The organism is Sapientia aquatica (assembly GCF_004358105.1).
Lineage (GTDB): Bacteria > Pseudomonadota > Gammaproteobacteria > Burkholderiales > Burkholderiaceae_D > Solimicrobium > Solimicrobium aquaticum.
Window position 1 is genome coordinate 15322 of the sequence record NZ_SMYL01000008.1, and the last position, 22454, is coordinate 37775.

Consider the following 22454-nt stretch of genomic DNA (forward strand, 5'->3'; position numbering starts at 1 on the left):
AAACCTTCATGCTTGATATGCGCAACCAAAACCATAATTGCTAATTTGCAATTTTTTTGAGATTATATTGTTTTGATAATTCCTGCAATACCCCAAATAGGGCATTTCGAGAAAATGTTCATTAAAAGTTGATTTTGCATTTCTGCCCTGTGCAAATTCATCTGCCAGCGTGGCATTTCAGCCCACTATGCCATTGCATTAATCGCCGGACAGCATGTCAGCGTCAACCATGCCCCAATGTGTCATGATTTGTCTTTTAGGAGCCGCGAATGGAATTGCAGATATGGTGCAATGTTCAGAAGCATAGGCCTTAACGGAAGATGCCGCATTGCTGGTGCCGCCGTTCTGAGAATTGGCTCGGGAATTTTCAACAACCATATGCGCCCGATGGTCGCTTTCAGCTCGGTCAATATCTTGATCATACTTACAAACATAATCACTGGCATGGATAGGAATAATGGCATCGCCTTCGAAATTGAGAAATTCGTATCGGCACATCAATGCATATTTAATGTCAGCGATTTGCTGGGCCGACAACGGTTTGTCCAAATACGCGCAGTCATGTACCAGCAATTTTATTTTGTAATTTTCAGGAATCATGTTCACGAACATATTCAGTGCACCTGACTCCAAGCATTGATATAGCCAAGCAAGTTTTTGATTCTTGGTGCGCTTGGTTTTGTCTTTGGGATTGATCTCGGCATATGTTTTTCCAAACAATTCAAAATCACCTTTGCCAAGTGAATTCAGAATAACTGCCGATACTTGATCAAGCTGACTCTTGATGCACATGAATTCTGCATTACATAACAGCTTGTGATATTTTTCTTGACCGATTTTTTTACGAATTGAATTGTACGGATTGTCTTTTAATTGAGCACCGAAACCGACTGAAGTGAAAATTTCTTTCATCCATTCTTCACTAATGCCAATATCTTTTGCGATGCGCCTGCGAATGACACTGCGGTTTTTTATGTAATCCTGCAACGCACCAGTTTTTAATGTCGGATCAATTTGTCTTGCAAATGAAGTCATCAATGCGTAGCTGGCAGCTTTGAAATCGTAGCGATAGCACCGACCAAGTGCAGCATGACGAACTTCTTTCGGAATGCGTTGCAAGCTAAGACCGTGACCATGTATGCGCCCACTGTCAATCTCATCCCAATATTCATCCAGATATGCGACACCATTATTATCCCGTACAAGCACCTGAAGTTGGTTAGCAATCTGTAGGTTCCGCAATAGTTTCTCGTCGTATGCTTGCCCTTTGCGGTTCTTGAGTGACAGTTTTGTTTGCTTGATATACGAAGCCAGGGACTCAGGATCAATTTCGACGCTGTGATTAGCTAAGTCCTGCAATTCTTTCAATCGCTTCGGTTCACATTCAATAATTAAACTGCCCAGTTCTTCCATAATTTCCTTTTTATAAATCGGATTAAATATAACGCGACTGACTCGATGTGTAACGCTGTTGCCTTTGTAAGCACTGATGATTAGTGATGTCGCTGGATGCTCTTGCATGAGATGATAGACATATCCGGTGCGGCCACTTATTTTATATCTGCCGCTGGCATTATCGACTGACTTGGCAGAGAAATTCATTTCGCCATCGCTCACTTCATCTGAACTCATCAGCATAAAGCGCTTGGCTATTTCAGACATCACTGCTGCAACATATTTATCAACATAGCGCAATGCCATCTTGTCCGTAATGAACGGATGTAATTTTTTTAGTTCTTCCTTCAATTTTTGTTTCATTTCACTTTTCCTATGATTGGTTGTGTCGACTACAGGGGAGAAGCTTTAGCAACGCAGTTCCGTCACCACATATGCAGCTATATATCTGACATAGGATGCATCAGTGGCATGTCGTTTCGCATTTGTCTTACATACTACAAGCGCCACACTTTTCGGTGTTTTTGACTGGTAAAAAGTGCGTATCTGTTAAAGCTAATCCACACTTATTTATCACTACTGAAAATGAACTGATTGAAATGCTGAAATGCCGATATTGTTTTGAGTTGTCGTGTTACACGACACTGGATGTATTGCTGGAAGTTTTGGTTGTGCCTGCGCTGGCGTGCTGCACTGCTTTCTTTAAGAAAGCATCTACAAAAAAAACCCTGAGCTTTTTATGGCACAGGGTTTTTAATGGATGTTTTTAACAATGAGAAGGTGCAGATCGCACTGACTATTTATCACTCTTATTTCGATGACTGATCAATCCTGAAATTGAATCTTTTCTTAAAGAAAGCATTGGATTATTTTCCACCACTGTTCGACAACAAGCGTCGCTTAAAGCGACGCTCTGACAACATTAGCAAACTGTCGTATAACACGACACTGCATGACTAATATTCGTCGGGCATCAGCAAACAAGTTGAGCTGCGATCAGCTTCAGTAATGATCCAAATTTTTTCACTGCCGAATTGGTATGAACTAAATATGCGTAAATCGTGCTGTACAGCGTGAACATTTGCTTCGACGTCCTCAATACTTAAATCGCCATAATCACCCGCTATATGACGGCCTAGTAATAGCAGCGGGTTGATTTTTTGTGTTTCACAGAACTTCAACGCTGCTGGTGTTGCAACTACTGACCCTAATTTGAAAAGTGGCATAACAGTGCTCCTGAGTGGAAAGCACAACGTTATTGTCACTCCGCGAAATGGACAACCGAAATGATTCAGGCAAATTCCGGTTGCTCATTCAAAAGTCTGAAAACAAACTACTGATTCCAACTTACTTAATGGAGTCAAAAAAATGTCTAGTACACTTTCCAAATTGAAGCTCGTCAATGTGCAAGCTGATCTGAAAAATCCGACCGTTTCGCGTCGCAACCGGCTGACCGCGCAAATTGAAGGTCAGATTGCATCGGTGAGATGCGCCATTGCTGGTGAAATATATGCAGAAAAAAGGCAGAAATACGTAACGGATCATCAGACCGGAGAGCGGTCTCTGGTTGAGATTTCCAAAAAAGTTAAGCCGTGGTGGTTTATTTCTGCTACAAATAAGGCTAACTTAATTTTGAAATATGGATCGAAAAAAATCGAGATAGTGAAAGGAAAAAATGCCGTGGAAGTTGATAACATGGACGAACTGATCGCCACACTGGAACTCATTAAAACTGCTGTTATTGCTGGCGAACTTGATATCCAGATTGAAACTGCTTGTGGCGCACTGCGGGCAGGATTTAGTAAGAAGAAAAAGTCGTAGTTGGCAATTTTCTTTTGCTATCGCAAACCCCTCGTATAGGTAAATATATTACTAACGAGGGGTTTGTTATGACTTTAGAAGAAATTATAGAAGCTGGCTCTGGCGCAGCCGAGCAGCGTGTACTGCGTATGACTGCCAATGCCAAATCAGCACAGGACCGCGCTAAACAATTGAAGGATCAGGCTGATGCCAGTGCTGATATATTGAAGCTGCGCCAGACTCGGCTGAAAGCGGCCAAGGTACGAAAGGCTTCGTGCGGCAAAATGATCACGCCGTACAAATAAATCGGTGATTGTCCGCAAGAGAGAGGATGACGCAAAAACATGCCTATCGACCCGTTAAAATAAATGGATATTTGATCGTACGGAGACGCTATTCACCACAATTTGCGGCAAAACCCTGACAACAATATGCAATACACAATTTATTGAATAATAAATTTTCCATTGAGTAAGCGCTGCGTAGAAATCAGAGTACGCTGTGAGGCTTAGTAATGGTTATGTTGTTTGTAAATGATGAACAATCGCTTATTGCGATAGGTTGGAAAATTATGAGCTACTACGGAATTACAAAAATAAGCTGGGATAAATCGCACGGCTTTGTTAAGCAAGTTATTCTGCACAAAATGTCCCGCAATACAGAAGACAGCCGGATTTTCGGATTGGATGCCGGCACAAAGTTACCATATTACGAAGTCGCTTCGTTGATCGATAAAGGCAACCATGTTTACGTGATGCTGAACGATGGTCCGGGCAGTTATAAAGCCGATGATGGAGTGGGAGTAATGCCTGGGTATCAAGAAGAATATATAGAGAGTGTTGACGAAGCGGGAAATCCAACGGGTGCGCTATTTGATTTGCCTGCTTGGATTGAAAAATAAATGACTGAATCTCGTATATGTTGGAACGTCAATTTACAAATAAAGCTGCCTTGACCAAGGGATATGCATGACACCTGCATCACATATTCATGAGTGGCAGAATAAAATTGTAGGTATTTGCGAAATAAAATTGCGACGCAAATTATCGAATAAGGAATTGAATTTTATACGCTGCACTGACGACACGATTGTTTTGGAAATGCTTGAAGATGCGGTAGGTGATTTATCTGATATTGAACTCAAACCCTACCTGAATTCCGAAATACATTTGGATTTTGGAGCATGAATGCTTCGCCCCACAATCTGTGTCACTCGACAGAACGTTCCTGAAATACATAAATCAAAATTCAAAAATCTTAAAAGCACTGATCATTCAGTGCTTTTTTGTTACTTATTAATCAACTTTTCAACTAGGTAATTACTTGCTTTGCTATAATGAGCGGATTAGTTGGGCACTGGTTTTAGCAGTGCGTTTCGATGTACAAAATTCTTTAGCAGCGCAGATTTGTTATCTTTTTAGACACGTAAAAGATGTACAAAATCGTGACAGTCGTTTTTAGGTACGTGAGCTCTGTCACACTTTACTATTGCGATGCTTTTTAAGCCATATAAATCAAGAGGTTACAATGACAATTATTACCCAAGCAGATTTCATCGAAAGCATTGCAGCGGCTTTGCAGTACATCAGTTATTACCATCCGGCTGATTACATTCAACATTTGGCACGTGCTTACGAGATCGAACAAAGCCCCGCAGCCAAAGACGCGATTGCGCAAATCCTGACTAACTCACGTATGTGCGCTGAAGGCAAGCGCCCGATTTGCCAAGATACCGGCATCGTTAACGTGTTTATGAAGATCGGCATGGGCGTGCGCTTTGAAGGCTTTACTGGCTCCATCATCGACGCAGTCAATCAAGGCGTTCGTCAAGGCTACAACAATCCAGAAAACGTACTGCGCGCATCGATCGTGGCCGATCCTTTGTTTGATCGTAAAAACACCAAAGACAACACACCGGCTGTGGTGCACATGGAACTGGTGCCGGGCGATAAATTGGATATCCAAGTCGCCGCCAAAGGTGGTGGATCCGAAAACAAATCCAAGTTTGTTATGCTCAACCCATCTGATTCCCTCGTGGATTGGGTCATGAAGACTGTCCCAACGATGGGCGCAGGTTGGTGTCCGCCGGGAATGTTAGGTATTGGTATTGGCGGTACCGCCGAAAAAGCGATGTTGATGGCGAAGGAATCCTTAATGGAAGACATCGACATGCACGAATTAAAATTGCGCGGTCCAAAAAACAAAACCGAAGAATTGCGTATCGCCTTATGCGATCAAATCAATGCGCTCGGTATCGGCGCGCAGGGCTTGGGCGGCTTGACCACCGTGCTCGACGTGAAGATCAATATGTATCCAACGCATGCGGCATCCAAGCCAGTAGCAATGATTCCAAACTGCGCTGCAACGCGTCATGCACATTTCGTTATGGATGGTTCTGGCCCTGTGTATATGGAGCCACCATCGTTAGATACTTGGCCGAATGTGCATTGGACTCCCGACACCGAAAAATCCAAGCGCGTCGATCTCAACACATTAACCAAAGACGAAGTCGCTAGCTGGAAGCCGGGCCAAACATTGCTATTGAACGGAAAAATGTTAACCGGTCGTGACGCGGCTCATAAACGCATTCAAGACATGCTAGCCAAAGGCGAGCCGCTGCCAGTGGACTTCACTAATCGCGTGATCTACTACGTTGGTCCAGTTGATCCAGTGCGCGACGAAGCCGTTGGCCCAGCAGGCCCAACGACCGCAACTCGTATGGATAGCTTCACTGAAATAATGTTGGCTAAAACTGGTTTGATTTCCATGATTGGTAAAGCAGAGCGCGGTCCAGTGGCGATTGAAGCGATTAAGAAACATCAATCTGCTTACTTGATGGCAGTTGGCGGCGCGGCGTATTTGGTGTCGAAAGCAATCAAAGCAGCCAAAGTCGTGGGCTTTGCTGATTTGGGTATGGAAGCGATTTACGAATTCGACGTGGTTGATATGCCGGTGACTGTTGCCGTTGATGCTAGCGGTACATCGGCGCACACCACTGGCCCTAAAGAATGGCAAGCCAAAATTGGCATTATTCCGGTTAAATAATTAAGGCATCAACACAATAAGGCGCACTGGATTGTGCCTTATTGTGTGTGCGACGACCGTCTTCCGCCGCACATTGATTTTTAGTTGAATTCAACATTTCACTCTACATGCCCGCAACTCCAACCACTATTTCTGCGCAATCACCCATCGGCATTTTCGATTCAGGCATAGGTGGCTTATCGGTCTTACGTCACATCCAGCAGCAACTTCCCAACGAGGCATTGTGCTATTTCGCTGATTCTGGCTTTGCGCCCTATGGCGACAAAACCGAAGCAGAAATCATGCAGCGCACCTTATTTGCGGCACACCACCTGCTGCAACATGGAGTAAAAGCCATCGTCGTGGCTTGCAATACCGCCACAGCCGCGGCGATTGCATTGCTGCGCGCGAATTACCCCGATCTGATTTTAGTTGGCGTAGAACCTGGACTAAAACCCGCCACATCAATCACCAAGACCGGTTGCGTCGGAGTGCTAGCGACTAGCCGCACTTTGTCGAGCGCCAAATATCAAGCACTGTGCGAGCAAATCCAACAAACAACCCAAGTGCGCTTCATCAACCAAGCCTGCCCCGGTTTAGTGACCCAAATTGAACAAGGTGAACTAGCCAGCGAGGCGACCTTGACATTACTAAAAAATTATCTTCAGCCCATGCTGCAAGAGCCGGTCGATACCATAGTTTTAGGCTGCACACACTATCCCTTCGTTGAACACAGCATCAAAACGGTGGCCGCGCAATTGCGCCATCAACCTATTCAATTGGTGGACACTGGCTTAGCTATTGCCAAACAACTGCAACGACTCTTACATCAACAACAACTAAATAATCCTGACGCCGAGCAAACCCCGCTGCAATGCTTTACTAGCAGCACGCGCGATAAATTGGAATTTGCGCTGCGTGAATTGCTGCACTTAACACCGCAACAATATCTAATCCAAGAAATAGATTGCAATTTACCCGCAAGCTAATTAAAATAGCGGCCTTGCCTAACCAATGGCAAGCTTAACGAAAGTTAAGTGCAATACAGTGGTGGTCGTAGCTCAGTTGGTAGAGTCCAGGATTGTGATTCCTGTTGTCGTGGGTTCGAGCCCCATCGATCACCCCACGAATTCAATGAAACAGCCGACTTTTTAGTCGGCTTTTTTGTTTTCAGCGACCCGCCCTAGGTTTTCTTTAACTCAAGCGGCACTTCATTGGCTAAAAAGTCATACACCGCCCTAATCGGCCCGCTGCTGCGGATTTCGCGGTGAACTGTTAGCCAAATTGGTAGCGCTGGCAAGACTAGTTGCGGCAAGATGGTGTGCACGTTGGGATTGGTCGCCGCCACATAATCCGCCGTAAAGCCTATTCCCAAACCCGCTTGAACTGCCGCCCATTGCGCTAAGTAATCGTCGCTTCGCAAACTGTAGTTAAAACTCTTGGCGTCAAAGCCGAGTGCCTTGGCACTTTTCTCGACCTCGTTATTGGTTTCGCTTCCAATCAATTGATGCTTAAGCAAATCGACCGTATCCTTCGGCGTACCATGCGTTGTCAGATAGAACTGGCTTGCGCAAGTGACTATTTGTACTTTGGCGATGCGTTTGGCGATTAATGAACCTTGATCGGGCCGCACCATGCGTAACGCGATATCCGCCTCGCGTCGTAATAGGTTGGAGATGCTGTTACTCGAAATTAAATCAATATCAATCTCGGGGAGCGCCTGCTTCATCCGCGCGAGCACTGCCGGCAGCAATATGCAAGCGACCGGTTGACTTGCAGTGATACGCACTCGCCCCTTTAAATCAACGCTCTTACTTTTGGCCATCCGAACTAGATTGGATGCGCTGTCGTCCATTTGCCTTACCAATTCAGATAATTGCAGCGCCTGCGCGGTCGGCAACAAGCGTCGCCCTGTGCGCTCGAATAAAACAACGCCCAATTGCTGTTCCAAATCCAAAATATGGCGCCCTAGCGTCGGCTGGCTTAATCCCAGTACCTGAGCAGCTTTGACCAAGGTTTGGTGATCCAAAATCGCTAAAAACGAGCGGAGCAAATTCCAATCTAACGAAGCAGATGTATTCATAAATGAATAGGTGAGATAAACATTCTTGTATTTTCAGCGATTTTATCGCGCTCTACAATAGTGCCTATCAAATTCACTCAAGGACAACAATGACGAACTCTAAAATACTCGTTCTAGGCTATGGCGCGGTTGGTCAAGCGACGACCCAACTATTACACGAACAAGGCTACTCAGTCAGCGTGGCGCAACGCAGTCAACCGACTAATTTACCAGCGGGGGTTGGATTCTTAGCTTGTAATATTTTGGATTTGGCGTCAGTCAAAAAGTGCTTGCAAGGTTTTGATCAACTCATTGTCGCGATTGGCTTGGAATACAAAATCAAAATTTGGCAACAACAATGGCCAACTGCGATGCAGAACATCGTCACGGCGACTACCGAACTTGGCATGCGAGTTATTTTTGTCGACAATCTGTATATGTATGGTCCGCAAACAGAAGCCTTGCGAGAGGAGATGGCGCTGACCGATTATTGTGGCAAACCGTCGGTACGCGCAGAAATCACCCGCATCTGGCAGCGCGCTGTTGAACAGAATGGATTGCGCTTTACTGCGTTACGCGCGCCGGATTTTTTCGGGCCTAGCGTGTTGTTATCGCATTTAGGTGAGGTGGTTTTTGGTTCCTTAGCCAAAGGCGGTACAGCACAGTTTTTTGTACCCAATAATCAGCCCCATGACTTTGCTTACGTGCCGGATATGGCGCGCGCGGTTTACGAATTAATCAAAGCCGATGACAACAAGTTCGGCCAAGTTTGGCATATGCCGTGTGCGCCAACAGCCACCATCAACGAGCTCGTAAAGCTGGGGGCGCGCAGTCTGGGCGTCGCACCAAAGCTGATCAGTATTCCGTTGTGGGCATTACGATTAATCGGATATTTCATGCCCTTGGCGAGAGAGATTTGGGAAATGCGCTTTCAGTGGGATAGGCCTTACTACGTCAATGCGGATAAATTCCGCAAGACCTTTACGTTTGAGGTAACTCCATTCGAAGTCAGCATTCCTGCGACGGCTGTTTCGTTCCGAACTACAGAACGGTGATTTGAAAATACAAAGATGGGCCTTGGATGTTTAACGCATCGCCACTCATCAGCAACAATTATTCGGCTGCGCAAAAAATTATCCCGTTGTCTATGCGCGTCGCAGTCATCTTGATCGTCCGCGAGAAGGGCAACAAATCGTTAATTGATTGTCTGCCTAAGACCATGACGAGGGAGTGCAATGCGCCGTAAATGGTTTTAGACCAAATCCATCGACGACACATCGCCGCGCCGCGCACCATCCAAACTATCGTTTCACACTAATCGCCTGCCCGCCATAATTAACGGTTTGATCAACAATATCCAGCGTCGTTGCGCTCGATATCCCCGGCTTGATGAAGTGAATCTTGAACTGACGTTGAGCGATCATGCCTTGGTACTGCCCTTGGCGTTCACCTATCGTCAAGGTGCCGTTTTTTTCGTTGTAGCTGAGTGGAATCCGAGTAAATTCGCCGCGCTTGTACGCGTTGCTAACGCCGTCATCTTCGTACAAACTAAACTGACCATCTGCCCCGGTATAAACCGTCAAGGTAATCGGCGCATCGGGATGTTCATCCACGTATTGGGTGACCGGTCCCATCGGCAAAATTGCACCGGCTTTCACCATCACCGGAATCTGCGTCACGGGTGCTGCGACCTTAACCGTCGAACCGCCACGGTAAAAGTCGCCAGTATTGAAATCGTACCAATCAGCACCCTTAGGGAGGTACACGTTGCGCGACCGCGCTTGGTATTCCGTTACTGGTGCCACCATCAGCGCATGACCAAAGAGATATTGATCTTTAATATCTTTCACCTGATTGTCGTGCGGGAAATCCATCACCAAACCGCGCATCACGGTTCCAGAATCAAAGTAAATATCCGATGCAGTCGAATAGATATACGGCATTAAGCGGTAGCGCAATTTGTCGTACCACACCATCGATTCGCGCATGGCGGAACCTTCGGGGGAGATCAGATAAATCTCACGCTTAACTACCTCACCATGCGAGCGGAATAAGGGGCTGAATGCACCAAACTGAAACCAGCGCAGATTGAGTTCTTGCCACTCGTTGACATCGGCTGGATCAATCGCTGCCGCGCCGATAACGCGGTTTTCTTGTGCAGATCCGATTTCGCCGGTCTGAAAGCGCGTCTCTTGCGCATAGCCGCCAATATCATGCGTCCAATTGGGAATGCCAGACATGGAGAAGTTCACGCCCGCCGCAATTTGGTCGTATAAATTATTCCAACGCCCTGCCGTATCCCCACTCCAGACCGCGACCGCATTGCGCTGAATGCCGGCAAAACCAGAGCGCGACAAGATAAATTGGCGCGTATCCGGTTGATCACGATTAAGTCCGTCAACCAGCGCCTGGGTATGCATCAAGCTGTAAGGATTAAACGTCACTTCACCCGCGCCATACACTGTTGGGCCGATCAGTTTTTTGAAATCGGCTGGGCGCGTGTTAGAAAAAACGTCCGGCTCACTGTTATCCATCCACCACGCATCAAACCCAAGGTTGCCCAACTTCGATTTAATTTGGCGGTAGTAAATATCGCGCGCTTCTTGGGTGTAGGGATCGTAATGGCTGTTTTTGTAGCCGGGGCCAACCCAATCGACATCGCCATTGACCACATTCTGCGTCCACATGTGACCAGCCGCGGCAAACTCTTGATAGTTCGCTGTATTGGGATAAAACTTGCCCCAGATGGATAACATGATGTGTGCATGATTTTTATGGACCGCATCAACCATGCCTTTGGGATCGGGGAAACGCTGCGGATCAAAATCGTGCGAACCCCAACCGTCTTCCGGCCAGTAGAACCAATCTTGCACGATGTTATCCAGCGGCCAGCCGCGGCGTCGGTATTCGTTGACCGTATCGGTGAGTTGCTGCTGCGTTTCGTAACGCTGACGTGACTGCCAAAATCCATACGCCCATTTCGGCATCATCGGTGCTTGTCCGGTCAATTGACGGTATCCAGCAATCACCTTATCCATGTTGTCCGCACTAATCACGTAATAATTAATGCCCTGCGCAATGTCGGAAGAAAAAGTGAGTGAATGGCGCTCTGGCTGCGGGAGCGGATTATTGTGCGTGACCGCCACCATGCCGCCCGACGGTTTCCATTCCAGATGAAATTGCACTGGCTTGCCTGGCTTGAAAGTCACGTCGAAATTGTGATACCAAGGATTCCATCCCTGACGCCAAACATCGAGAATTTGTTTGCCATCCAAACTCAATTTGGCATAGTCGGACGCGTACAACTGCATTTTATGCACGCCACCAACATCCGAAGTCAACGTGCCATCCCACACCACTTTGGCGTCTTTTAAATCCTTGGGCGCGGCGATTTCTTTAGGCCAGTTTTCGGCTAAGTCTTTCAAATATTGATAGGCGATATCGGTTTCATGGCGCGTTAGCACCAACTTTCCATCAACGTAATAGCGTGCGGTCAAACCACCGGCTTTGCCATCGGCGTCACTAAGTTTTAAATCGCGCACCATTGGCCCATAAGGTGTGCTGTCGCCAAAACGGGAGATCGAATTGTTATCCCACAAAACGCCGTAATTTTTATCCGAAATCACGAACGGCACCGCCACATCCATATTGTGCTGCGCCAGCAAAACGTCCTCACCATTTAGATTCATCTGCGCATTTTGATGCTGTCCTAACCCGTAAAACGCATCTTTGGTGCCGTAATTAAAGCCTTCTTTAATCGCCAAGAAAGGCTGGCCAGCGACATCGATTGGCTTAACGCTTTCCGCCGCCTGCGTCAGGATGGGCTTGCCAGCGGCATTGTAGAAATCGACCTTGCCGTTGGTGAGTGCGACCCGCGCTGAAATTTTCCCTGCGTTGAGGGTAACTATTCCATTTGCGTTGGTGAGCTTAAATTTACACACGCAAGGCTGCGCGATGGTCATCAGTGATGGCGTTATAATTTTGCCCGCTTGATCCAATTTCACGACGTGAATAATGTTATCGCTCATCACATCAAGCCGCACTTCCTTAATGTCACCCTGGGCTGGTCGAACGACAATTCCTGTGCTGGTCTGTTCTACCGAATCGACCGCATAACTCGAACCAACAACCGCCAACAACGATACCGCCTGCATGATCGCGCTAAATCGCATAGTGTCTGCTCCAAGATTAAATTTTTTGATTATTAATTGTAAATTTTTGGCTAGTATATGCGATGTTGGAATTTAGCAATATGTAAAAAAATGGGCAAACGTGATTTCAACGCTTGCCCATCTACTTTTACGAGACGGTTTTATTTTTTAGCCGAAAAGTCTAACCAAGGCTTTACAGTCCTGCACCAAAAACCTGTTTTCCGGCAAACATCGTGGACAACACCTGCGCGCCTTTTAGCTCGTCCGCACTGACGGTAAGCACATCCCGATCAATCAACACCAAATCCGCACGTTTGCCCGCGGCTAAGGTGCCGATGCTGCCGAGTTGATTTAAGACGTCCGCCGCATTTCTGGTGTAGGCGTACAGCATGGCGGCGCGTGGCATGCGCTGCTCGGGGAATAGCACACCCGATGCGCCTAATCGTGTTTCGGCTTGATACATCGCCTCAAACGGCGCGGCGGTTGAAATTGGCCAGTCACTCGCGCCCGCTATTTCAGCGCCTTTGTCGAGCAAACTTCTGGCGGGGTACATCGTGCGGTAAATCGCTGGATCAATATACGGTTGCACAATGTCTATCGTGCTCGCGTCGGCTAAGGCCCACAGCAGCTGGAGCGCGGCGATCACATTATCTTGGGCAAAGCGCTGCTGATCTTCGGGGGCGACAAACTGAGCGTGCGTGATGACATGCTTAAGTTTGCCATGTGGATTGGCTTTGCGAGCGACTTCAAAGGCGTCCAAACTCGCCTTTACCGCGCCGTCGCCAATAGCATGAACGTGCACTTGCAACCCATTTTTATCCGCTTGCAGCACCATGGCATTCATCGTGGCTTGCTTAAACAAAGTCGGTACGATGCGACCGGAATTAATATAGGGCTTGGTTAAGGTTGCGGTCTGGGACGGGAACTCCACCACGCCATCGGCAAAAATTTTAATGCCGGGGATAGTTAAGTTATCGACGTCTTTAAATTCGTGCTGCAACTTCTTCACCGTCGCCACTTGCGCGATGCCCTCGTTAGGCGACAACACCGGATAGGCGGCAACGTGTGCCGTCAGCGCGCCTTGTTTGGCTAATTCGCGATAAATCGGCAACGTGCCTTTATCAGCGCTTGATAACGGCGTTCCGCTCGCGTCGCCGATGGCTGCGGCGTCTAACCAACCGGTAATGCCGAGACTATTCATGTATTGCACACCCGCGATTCCGGCGGCATAAAAAGTGCCTGCGCTGGGCTTAGGCAGGCTTTGTTCGATCTTGTTTTTACCAAAATCCACCACAAAGCCGTTCGGCACAAAGTTGGGGTCGAATCCGAAATAGTTTTGTTTATCCGCTGGCAGTTTACGAAGGTAATCGGCGTTGATTCCGGCGCGCTCGCGCACTGCTTGATTGGCCCACGTGGTGTGAAAATCGCTGCCATTGAGCACAATCGGCATTGTGGCATAACGTCCGTGACTGAGAATCGCATCCAACTCAGCAGCGTGCGCCCAATACCCCAAATCAATGTTGTAGATCACTAAGGTGTCACCCACAAAACTTTTGTGCGCGTCGATTTGGGCATCAATAAATTTAACTAAATCCGGGATCGAACCATTGGCATCGGCAAAACTGGCCATCACCAAGGTCATGCCGCCCCACATCGGATGCGCGTGTGCGTCGATCATTCCTGGCATTAAGAACTTGCCTTGCAAATCGACTTTTTTAACCGACTTACCGGCAACTTTTTCCACCTCGGTTTGTGTGCCAACCGCTACTATTCGGTCGCCCCTAATGGCGATCGCTTCAGCATAAGGATGGGCGTATTCGGCCGTGAATATATGGGCATTGAAATACAAGGTGGTGTCTGACTTTGTTGATAACTCCGCCGCTTGCACCGATGCACCGATAGCCCACGCTGCCATCGCCATACAGGCTAATTTTGTGAGCTGTCCAAACCGTGGCAATTGTTGTTGCATTTTTTGTCCCCTCTTCATTTCAAGCAAATTGAGTCAATCAAATCATTGTTCTACCTAACTTCATTGCGCTAATCCGTCGATTCCGCACCCGCCGGACAGTTCGTGCACGCGCCGTCATCGCATAAGGCGCAATACTGATACAGCTCGATTTTGCTTGTGGTGCGCGCAGTGATAACGGGCTCAATAATGGCCGCCAAAGCGCTTTGCTGCTCACTGTTAATCGCGCTGAGATAGGATTCTGTTGCCTTGGCCCGTAGCGCTAGTATTTTTTTCGCTAGCGTTGCACCAGCCTTGGTAATTTTCAAACCAACCTGTTTTTTGGCATCCTTATCCAAGCGCGCAATTAGGCCATCTTTCTCTAACCTATCTACCACCCTCACCGCCGACGAATGTTGCAGCGACAATGTTTGCGCCAGCCAGCCGATATGAAATTGATCGCAGTTTTGAATACTGACCAAGGCCGTGAGTTCGGACAGTGAACGCCCAAAAGACGCTTCAAGCTCACGCTCAACATGCGTATTAAGTCCACGGGCAAACGCGGCGATCTGATTCAAATAGGCGGGTGTCATGACGAGTTATTCCTCAATAGTTGGGACTTTAAATCGTTCTCCGGTGAGAAAGAATTCACCGTTCGAAATATAGTGCATTGTACGTTCTTGTGGATCATCGCCAAAGTCCCATTGGTTGTCGTGAAAACGATCTGCATCGAAATAGCAGGCCACGACTTCTGCGATAAATAAATCGTAGCGCTGGGTGGCATCCGGAATCACTTTGCATTCCAGCCAAGCGACACATTCTTCCAACATCGGCGCCGCAATTTTTTGAGCTGGGAAGGTCTTGAGATTAAAGCGTGCGAACTTATCCTCGTCGCGACCGGACACTTGCCCCACGCCGACTGTTTCTTCCGCAATGCGACGCTTAGGAACTTGCAGACCGAATTCACCGCTAGCATCAACTAGTTCGCGGGTATGCGCAGCGGCATCCAGTACCAACAAGATCTTCGGCGGATCATAATCCAGCGGCATCGCCCAAGAAGCGGCCATGACATTCGATTTGCCGCCATGGGCTGAAGTAATGATGGTTACTGGGCCGTGGTTTAACAGCTTCCAGGCCTTATCTAAAGGGAGATTGGTGCGCATGAGTTTTGTACTTTCTTCAAAAAGTTAATGGTTATTTGCTTAGAAATCGGACGAAAAACTAGCCAGCTATTGCAGCAAGAAATTCATGTGCCGCGCTTAAATACTGTGCAATATGCGCATCAGTGTGGGCAAACGAAACTTGTGGCCCCGCCGTTGCCATGGCATCCCACACGCCGCGGTTGGCCATAAATAATTTTCGTGTCGAGATGAATTCAATGTCGATGGATTCGTAGGCTTCGGCGCCGTTTTTCGGCAATTGCGGCTTCAAGCAGTAACCAGAACGCGGGCCTAAATGCAACGCGCGCCAAGGCAGTTCGAGTTGATCAAAACTCGCTTGTAAGCCTTGCGCCAACGTTCTGCCCAAATAATTGGTGCGCGCATAGTTTTCTGGTGTGAGTACGTTTTCCAATGCGGTTTTGGCGGCGAGGATGGATAAGGTATTGGCGTAAGTCGTGCCACCCGCAGCGATACCCGGTTCGCCCAAGTCGATTTGCGTATGTGCATCGACAAAATCGGCTACCTCCTTTGACATGCCGTACAAGGCAAACGGAATTCCAGTTCCTAGACCTTTACCCAATACCAAAAAGTCGGATTTCAAATTCCACGCGCGGGTTAAACCGCCATAGGCAAACGAAAAATTGTGCGCTTCGTCTAAGCAGAATAGCGTCCCATAACGCTGACACAATGCGTACACGGCATCCAGATAACCCGGCTCCGGTTGTACCAAGGTGCAGTTGCTCAAGGCAGGTTCAGTCAGCACTAAGGCGATGTCGCCTTGCTTGAGCTTTTCTTCGAGAGCGGCTAAGTCGTTAAACGGAACAATCTCCACGCCCTTGGCCGCCGAATGGGGCAAGCCGAGAACGTAAGGTCGGATTTGTCCGTCCGCTTTTTCTAACATTGTGTCATCCAAATGACCGTGATAATGTCCGGCAAACACCAGAACTTTGTTACGTTTAGTGATGGTTCGGGCGATCCGAATCACTTCCGTGTTAGCACCGCTTGCAGTCAAGGTAAATTGCCAGAACGGCACGCCGGTGCGCTCGGCTAAGTTTTCGCACACATCAATCGCTTCTTCAATCGGCAGCAAAAAATGCGCCCCGCGCTGCATGCTTTGTTCCATCGCCCGCTGCACGAAAGAATTGGTAAAACCCATCGTCACAGCCAAATCGACCACGTTAAAGTCGAGATAGCTATTGCCATCCACGTCAAAAAAAGTCGGCCCATCGCCGTGCGTGACATAGAGGCTGTGATGCCGATACAGTCCGTACATCCACGACATCGGCACGCCGCGCACCATGGATTTTTTGGCTCTTTTTAACATCGCTTCCGACTTAGCCGTTCTTTGGTTAAACGCGGCCAACTCTACCGATTTCACTCTTTGCAACTTATCCCGATTGATTTGCCTCATGCCTCACTCCATTTATGTATGCAGCAATCATATATCTAGATTTAACAAAGATCAACTGATTTGGTGGCAGATTTAGGAGTTGCATTAATGAGTATTAATTAATAGAAAATCGCCCGACGTAAGGCAAATTGCAAAGAGCGCCATAGCCCATGTTTAGGCAATTTACAAATAGCTGGGAGAGCACTTTCTGAGGGAATACAAAACTTCTACGGGCGATTGACCTACATATTTTTGAATCCGAGGCGACATCAAATAATCTTGATCAATATTCGCCTCGGAATTACGGCTCGATTGCGTGCTGAGCCAGTTTGATTGGCCCACTTTGCGGTAGCAACTGCGTTGCTAAACGTAGCCAGAATTGGATAATCCACCGCACGCCACATGGAGGAGAAATTATCGAATCAAAACGGTTGCGCTAATAACTAAAACTCTTCCCCGGCACAGCCCAAACACTATTGGCCGCGCTACAGGCTGCCAAGGTTAGCGAACTTCCATTTGGTGTTAAGCATTGGCCAGAGCTGGTCAATACGAGTTGACTGCCAGCGGAGCCAGCAGAGCCGGGCGCGACTGTCCACTGTTGATTTGATGAACCAGCCGCGCACGTCAGCATGACGACATTGCTACCAGCAGAGCCGGCTGTAGCATTGTTGCTGCCATTCCACGCCGTTAAGCAATAACTGTTTTCGATTTGAATCGTGGAGTCGCTTGCCATTACCCACAACTGGGGCGCAAATTTAGAACCGCCCGAGGCATGCACTGACGCGGATGTTGGGCAGCTCGCTAAGATGGCGTTGTTAGAGCCTACTGGGTTCCCTGCCGTTTCACCTTGCTGGGCGGTCAGGCAGCTACCGTTGGCTTTGACTAAGCCTTGCGCTGACGCCTGCGGCGCACCGATTTCGGTCGAGGTTTTGGTGCTAGTGTTAAAGCCCGTGGTCGCAAAGCTGCTCGGACAGCTTGAGTTGGCATACACATTGGCTGCGCCTAAATTGACCGGACTGCCGCTGGCGCTTTGTGCTTGAATCGAGAATTGGACACTGGTGTAAGGTACCGATGTGCAGTCTGTTCTTTTTGAATTCCAGTCAAAATATTCCACCCACTGCGATACGTAAGTCGTCGGTACTAAGGTCGCCGTGCCGCCCACAAAAATACTACCAATATCAAAACTATCGCCCACGTTGCCGCCCGTGACATCGGTCACATTGGTTTTAAACCACCCGCCGCCTAAGCTGGCATTGGGCGTAACCCGAAAGCGGTAAGTGTGTCCGGCCTGCCAGTCGTAGTGATAGCGACATTGCACACCCGCCGATCCATCAGTGGCCGTGCCTGAGACAGTGCAAAAGCTGCCACCGCCAATTCCGGCAGAAGCTGGTGTGCCGGCTTGCGCATTGGTGGCGCCCCAAAGTGAGAACAAAAATTGTTTGCCGACGCCTTCCGCACCTGCCACGATTTCGGTTGATTGCAATCCGGTGTAACCACCGAGGCCACCCATTTGGTTACTCCAAAATACGTTGGAATTAGGCCCCGGATCGTTCATCGGCGTGACGAACATATCGAGCACCGCAACGCCATTCACGCCCGAAGGAAACCACGTATCGCTGTACAGCCCAGGTGTTCTTCCCAAAATCGAAATCGACGGAACAGCAACGCCGGCAAGCGCGCCGCTGTTAGCTGCGTTGCTGGATGCGATAGTGATCGTATTACTCGCTGGGAGTTGATTGACCGGGGGGATGTTGATGTTAAACGTGAACACGCATTTACCCGACGCAGGCACGGTGGCATTGGTCAGGGTGACTTGATTGGACGAACTGCTCAATGTTGCGCCGCAGGCCGCATTAAAACCCGAAGCGCTAAAGCCCGAAGGGAGAACTACGTTCAAATTAGCCACCGCATTGGACGAGCCGGAATTGGTCAACGTCAACGTCGCGCCGTCATGCCCGCCGACGCTCGGCGATGTGCTGCCTAAAGTTAAGGCAGCAGCATAGCTGCCAGCGCTCGTGCTGCCCGCGCTGCTTGAACTCGATCCCGCAGTTGCGCCTGAGGTTGAGGTTGAGGTTGAGGTTGAGGTTGAGCCAGTGCCAGAATTGGCCGCGGAGCTTCCCGAAGCAGTAGTTGATTCGCTTGTCGTTGCTGTCGTTGTTCCTGTCGTCGATCCACCCGCCGTTGCTCCCGTTGCGGCCGACCCTGCGCCAGCGGCACTTCCCGCCGCAGCGACACTTCCCGCCGCACCGCCCCCACCACCGCCGCAAGCGCTCAACAATAGCAAGGATGCGAATCCAAAACTGGTCAGCGCTCGGTTGAGTTGATTACTTACGAGGGAGTCCAAATTCGTGCTTCGTTGAGGATTTTTGTACGAGCTAGCTTCATTTAAGCCCTTGCGATTCATCCAAGCCACATCATGCATTGCGATTATCTCCGTAGTTTTTGCCGGTTGGTGCTCCCGCCCGTCATTCAATGAATCATTCCGATTGGTAACGAATAACGGGATTGAGTTTTGGATTATACAGTTGTTTTGCGGCAATTTTATGAGCTGAATCCAGTTTTCGATCGGCTTTACATCGCTAGAGAATAATGTTTACAAAAACAACTTTTCTGCTGACTTTATTTAACTAATACCCTAAATAGGGCATAGACATAATTGTTTTCTTAATTTAATCTCGCAAAGTTGCATTTTGGCAAAATTTAAAATTGCCAACATTTAGCCTGCAGTCGATTCAAGCAAGCGGGCCGAATATCGGCTTCATCCAGCGCGTGAGCCGCCATCAATGCAACAGCGACTGAATGTGAAAAACAACGATGTGCCAATTAAATAAACATAACTAAGGGACTTAAATGAAATCATTAAAAATAAAATCAGGCTTTTTTTTCACAGCGTTAGGATTGATCGTTTCCAGCCAACTCGTTGGTTGCGCCTCGGTTTCTAATGGAACCACTTCAGCAATCAAAATCGACACACTAAGCAAAGATGGTCGCTCCGTTTCTGGAGCACGCTGCGAATTAAGTAACGATTCCGGCACCGTAAGCTTAACCACTCCCGGCAGCGTCATCGTTCATCGCTCCAGCTCAGACCTTAAAATCACTTGCACCAAAGACGGCTTCGACCCTGCCTCTGGCACCGCCACTTCGCGCATGACCGGCAGCTTTTACGGCAACATTTTGATTGGCGGCGGGATTGGCATGATCGTCGATCACTCCAACGGATCGGCGTACAACTATCCAGAATGGATGCAGTTAGTAATGGGCTCCAACTTATTCTTTGATCGCAGAAACTCCGCCGATAACTTACCTACCCCATCCACCAGCATCGCCAATGGCACGGTTGACGCACAGCCAGCTTCTGGCATGAACACGGTCCAACAAAATCAAGCAGCATCAGCCGCTGCACCGACTTCAATCCGCGTTGGACAATCATCCAAAGAAATCGAAAAACTGGCAGAGCAACAATCTTGCAAATCGGAGCAAGGTGCTGGATTAGTTTCACAAAATGGCCCCACCAAGGAAGACTACAAAATTAATTGCATCGATGGACGCCAACTAGCAGCGCATTGCGAATACCGCCAATGCACACTTTCACCGGCTACATCAACCCAATAATCAGTTAGTAACAAGTTGAATCCACTTGCTTGGGCACCCGCCACAGCCCAAGCGAGAACCGCCTAAAAGATTCATTAACCCGCAACGGAGCCGCCATGAAAAATCGAATCGCCTTAATCGCGTTTGCCCTGCTAACCAGCGTATTAACGCCAGCATTTGCCGCCACCCCAACCGAAGAAATTCTGCAACTCGAAGTTGACATCAACAAAGCCTATGCGGCCAACGATTTACCCAAGTATTTTTCCTACTACGCCGACGATTTCCGCGGCATCTTCCCAGACGGCTTCACCACCTTGCCCGCTTACCGCAAGGAATGGACCGAGTCCGTCAAAGCTGGCAATGTGCTCGTGGGCTTTAGCTACAAAGACATCCAAGTACAAGTTTCCCCTAGCGCCGACGCCGCCATCGCCACCTACCACGCCACCGCTCGCATGCGCTATGTCGGCAAGGAACCGGTAGATGAACAGTATTTTGAAACCGACGTGTTTTTTAAACGTAAAGGCGTTTGGAAATTGGTTGAGGTGCATTATTCGACGGCGGCTGGCGGGAAATGATCAATCCGTGGACGAGATGCAAATAACAATTCCGGAATGTTTTCGTTAGGTGAGTTTTTAAATGATCGGGAATCGACTGCGACTGGCGCTTTGCGGCACAAAACGGTCAGTGCTTGGGCGCGCCAAATATCTTAATATTCAGGAACTTGAAGTAACCAAAATACTGAGGGATGTAACATGCAAGCAGAATTCTGGGGCATTCTTCATGACGGCGGCATTGAGTCGATTTCCGGTGACGTCCCTGGAACAGTTTCGATAAATGTATCTATTCGTTATCTAAGACAATATTTTCCCGGTGATGGAATTGGATTTCGCATTGAATTGGGTAACTGCACAAGATTTGAATATCAAGAATACGATGCTGCGCCTATAAAAGATTTTGCTGCGATAGTTGCCATGGACCCTGAAATTTTGAGCCTCAACAGTGGGCATGTCTCTGTTGTCGTTAACTGCGTAATGGGTTCTCTGACAATGGCTTACGAGGAGGCATCCGTATTCTTAGATTCAGGTGCTCCAGTAACCTTTGATGAGTTATGCGCCGCGAGCAAAGCCTATTGGGATGAGTGGCGAGCCCGCATCAAGAAGAAAGTAATATGACACTGGCTAACAAAAAGGCGGCTGGCGGCACATTGGAGTCGCTCAGCGAACTTTGGTGATTGAGTGATTTGGAACGTGCTCCTGCCATAAGAGAATTTACATTCTCATATCTTTTAAATGATATAACCAAGAAAACCATAAAAATATAATGCGAAAAATATTGTCTAAACCTTCTTCGACAATCACATTTAATATGATTAAGTTAGTGGGTTGTTTAATTCTAATATTTGGTACGTTAACCGGATGTTTTCATCCGAATAAAACCATCTCATGGAAAGAGGAAGTCCAGCTTTCTAACGGAAAAGTTATTGTCGTTGAATGTTCAACAGAATCAAGGAATGTTTACGACGGTAATAGCATGGGATGGTTGCTGGTGCACGATAGCATTAAAACTGTTTTTCCACCTTCTGGTGCGGAAGTTAGATGGGTAGGAAGTCTCATGCCATTGGCGCTCGACATGTCGGCCAACGGAGAAATATATCTTGTAGCTATTGCACAAACTTCGCAGGCAATGGAAGAATATTCGACTACAAGCGGTTATGCTGCCTTCAAATTTACTGGGAATGGTTCTTGGACACGAATTCCCGTCGAATCTGTACCAAAAGAAATTGTGCCGAATATGCTCCTTCAACTGCCAGAGGATTTATCTAAGACAGTTAATTTGCTGACCAAGGAAAAACTGAATTCCAATCCTAGATTTGATCGTTCTTATAGAGGATGGCTGCCAAAGAGCCCATAAAAATGCCAGAGGCGAATGTCTGCAA

General features: G+C 48.0%; 20 protein-coding genes and 1 tRNA gene. 12 read left to right on the top strand and 9 right to left on the bottom strand.

Features of this window, described 5'->3' with window-relative positions; genetic code table 11:
* Positions 1-198 precede the first annotated feature (198 nt).
* A complete protein-coding gene (locus E2I14_RS14105; RefSeq protein WP_133329647.1) occupies positions 199-1758 on the bottom strand; it encodes a hypothetical protein in 1560 nt (519 codons plus the stop codon).
* A gap of 593 nt (positions 1759-2351) precedes the next feature.
* The gene (locus E2I14_RS14110) at positions 2352-2621 is read right to left on the bottom strand and encodes a hypothetical protein (protein ID WP_133329649.1); all 270 of its coding nucleotides are present in this window, start codon (positions 2619-2621) and stop codon (positions 2352-2354) included.
* Between the two features lie 142 nt (positions 2622-2763).
* Between E2I14_RS14110 and E2I14_RS14115 the strand changes: the two genes are divergently transcribed.
* The 7 genes from E2I14_RS14115 to E2I14_RS14145 all read left to right on the top strand — a co-directional run bounded on the left by E2I14_RS14115 (position 2764) and on the right by E2I14_RS14145 (position 7345).
* The gene (locus E2I14_RS14115; RefSeq protein WP_133329650.1) at positions 2764-3216 is read left to right on the top strand and encodes a DUF6641 family protein; all 453 of its coding nucleotides are present in this window, start codon (positions 2764-2766) and stop codon (positions 3214-3216) included.
* 68 nt (positions 3217-3284) lie between these two features.
* Entirely contained in the window at positions 3285-3500 is a 216-nt protein-coding gene (locus tag E2I14_RS14120; RefSeq protein ID WP_133329652.1) for a hypothetical protein, read from the top strand.
* A gap of 209 nt (positions 3501-3709) precedes the next feature.
* Complete coding sequence (locus E2I14_RS19500; protein WP_206105647.1) at positions 3710-4096, top strand: hypothetical protein; 387 nt, start codon at positions 3710-3712, stop codon at positions 4094-4096.
* Between the two features lie 67 nt (positions 4097-4163).
* Positions 4164-4382: a hypothetical protein gene (locus tag E2I14_RS14130; RefSeq protein ID WP_133329654.1), complete on the top strand. Its 219-nt coding sequence runs from the start codon at positions 4164-4166 to the stop codon at positions 4380-4382.
* A gap of 340 nt (positions 4383-4722) precedes the next feature.
* Positions 4723-6240: a fumarate hydratase gene (locus tag E2I14_RS14135; protein ID WP_133329656.1), complete on the top strand. Its 1518-nt coding sequence runs from the start codon at positions 4723-4725 to the stop codon at positions 6238-6240.
* Positions 6241-6347: 107 nt separating this feature from the next.
* Entirely contained in the window at positions 6348-7208 is an 861-nt protein-coding gene (gene murI / locus E2I14_RS14140) for a glutamate racemase (protein WP_133329658.1), read from the top strand.
* Between the two features lie 61 nt (positions 7209-7269).
* A tRNA-His gene (locus E2I14_RS14145) sits at positions 7270-7345 on the top strand.
* 57 nt (positions 7346-7402) lie between these two features.
* On the opposite strand, the gene E2I14_RS14150 is transcribed toward E2I14_RS14145, so the two are convergent.
* Entirely contained in the window at positions 7403-8302 is a 900-nt protein-coding gene (locus tag E2I14_RS14150) for a LysR family transcriptional regulator (RefSeq protein ID WP_133329659.1), read from the bottom strand.
* Between the two features lie 89 nt (positions 8303-8391).
* On the opposite strand from E2I14_RS14150, the gene E2I14_RS14155 reads away from it, so the two are divergent.
* Entirely contained in the window at positions 8392-9336 is a 945-nt protein-coding gene (locus E2I14_RS14155) for an NAD-dependent epimerase/dehydratase family protein (RefSeq protein ID WP_133329660.1), read from the top strand.
* Positions 9337-9582: 246 nt separating this feature from the next.
* On the opposite strand, the gene E2I14_RS14160 is transcribed toward E2I14_RS14155, so the two are convergent.
* The 6 genes from E2I14_RS14160 to E2I14_RS14185 form a co-directional block, all read right to left on the bottom strand.
* On the bottom strand, positions 9583-12453 hold the full coding sequence (locus E2I14_RS14160; RefSeq protein WP_133329661.1) for a glycoside hydrolase family 31 protein: 2871 nt from the start codon (positions 12451-12453) through the stop codon (positions 9583-9585).
* A 172-nt stretch (positions 12454-12625) separates the two neighbouring features.
* Positions 12626-14401 carry an amidohydrolase gene (locus tag E2I14_RS14165; protein ID WP_165967839.1) on the bottom strand — a complete coding sequence of 592 codons (1776 nt, stop codon included), beginning with the start codon at positions 14399-14401 and terminating at the stop codon, positions 12626-12628.
* A gap of 68 nt (positions 14402-14469) precedes the next feature.
* Complete coding sequence (locus E2I14_RS14170; protein ID WP_133329663.1) at positions 14470-14970, bottom strand: MarR family winged helix-turn-helix transcriptional regulator; 501 nt, start codon at positions 14968-14970, stop codon at positions 14470-14472.
* Between the two features lie 6 nt (positions 14971-14976).
* Positions 14977-15540 carry a flavin reductase family protein gene (locus tag E2I14_RS14175; RefSeq protein ID WP_133329664.1) on the bottom strand — a complete coding sequence of 188 codons (564 nt, stop codon included), beginning with the start codon at positions 15538-15540 and terminating at the stop codon, positions 14977-14979.
* Between the two features lie 58 nt (positions 15541-15598).
* Positions 15599-16948: an aminotransferase class III-fold pyridoxal phosphate-dependent enzyme gene (locus tag E2I14_RS14180; RefSeq protein WP_133329666.1), complete on the bottom strand. Its 1350-nt coding sequence runs from the start codon at positions 16946-16948 to the stop codon at positions 15599-15601.
* Between the two features lie 415 nt (positions 16949-17363).
* Entirely contained in the window at positions 17364-19271 is a 1908-nt protein-coding gene (locus tag E2I14_RS14185) for an RICIN domain-containing protein (RefSeq protein ID WP_165967840.1), read from the bottom strand.
* A gap of 506 nt (positions 19272-19777) precedes the next feature.
* Here E2I14_RS14185 and E2I14_RS14195 point away from each other — a divergent pair.
* The 4 genes from E2I14_RS14195 (at position 19778) to E2I14_RS14210 (ending at position 22429) form a co-directional block, all read left to right on the top strand.
* Positions 19778-20539 (top strand): hypothetical protein, encoded by a 762-nt coding sequence (locus tag E2I14_RS14195; protein WP_133329672.1) that lies wholly within the window; start codon positions 19778-19780, stop codon positions 20537-20539.
* 95 nt (positions 20540-20634) lie between these two features.
* Positions 20635-21093, top strand: a complete 459-nt coding sequence (locus E2I14_RS14200; protein ID WP_133329674.1) for a YybH family protein — start codon at positions 20635-20637, stop codon at positions 21091-21093.
* 177 nt (positions 21094-21270) lie between these two features.
* Positions 21271-21690 carry a hypothetical protein gene (locus E2I14_RS14205; protein WP_133329676.1) on the top strand — a complete coding sequence of 140 codons (420 nt, stop codon included), beginning with the start codon at positions 21271-21273 and terminating at the stop codon, positions 21688-21690.
* Between the two features lie 160 nt (positions 21691-21850).
* Complete coding sequence (locus E2I14_RS14210; protein ID WP_133329678.1) at positions 21851-22429, top strand: hypothetical protein; 579 nt, start codon at positions 21851-21853, stop codon at positions 22427-22429.
* Positions 22430-22454: the final 25 nt, after the last annotated feature.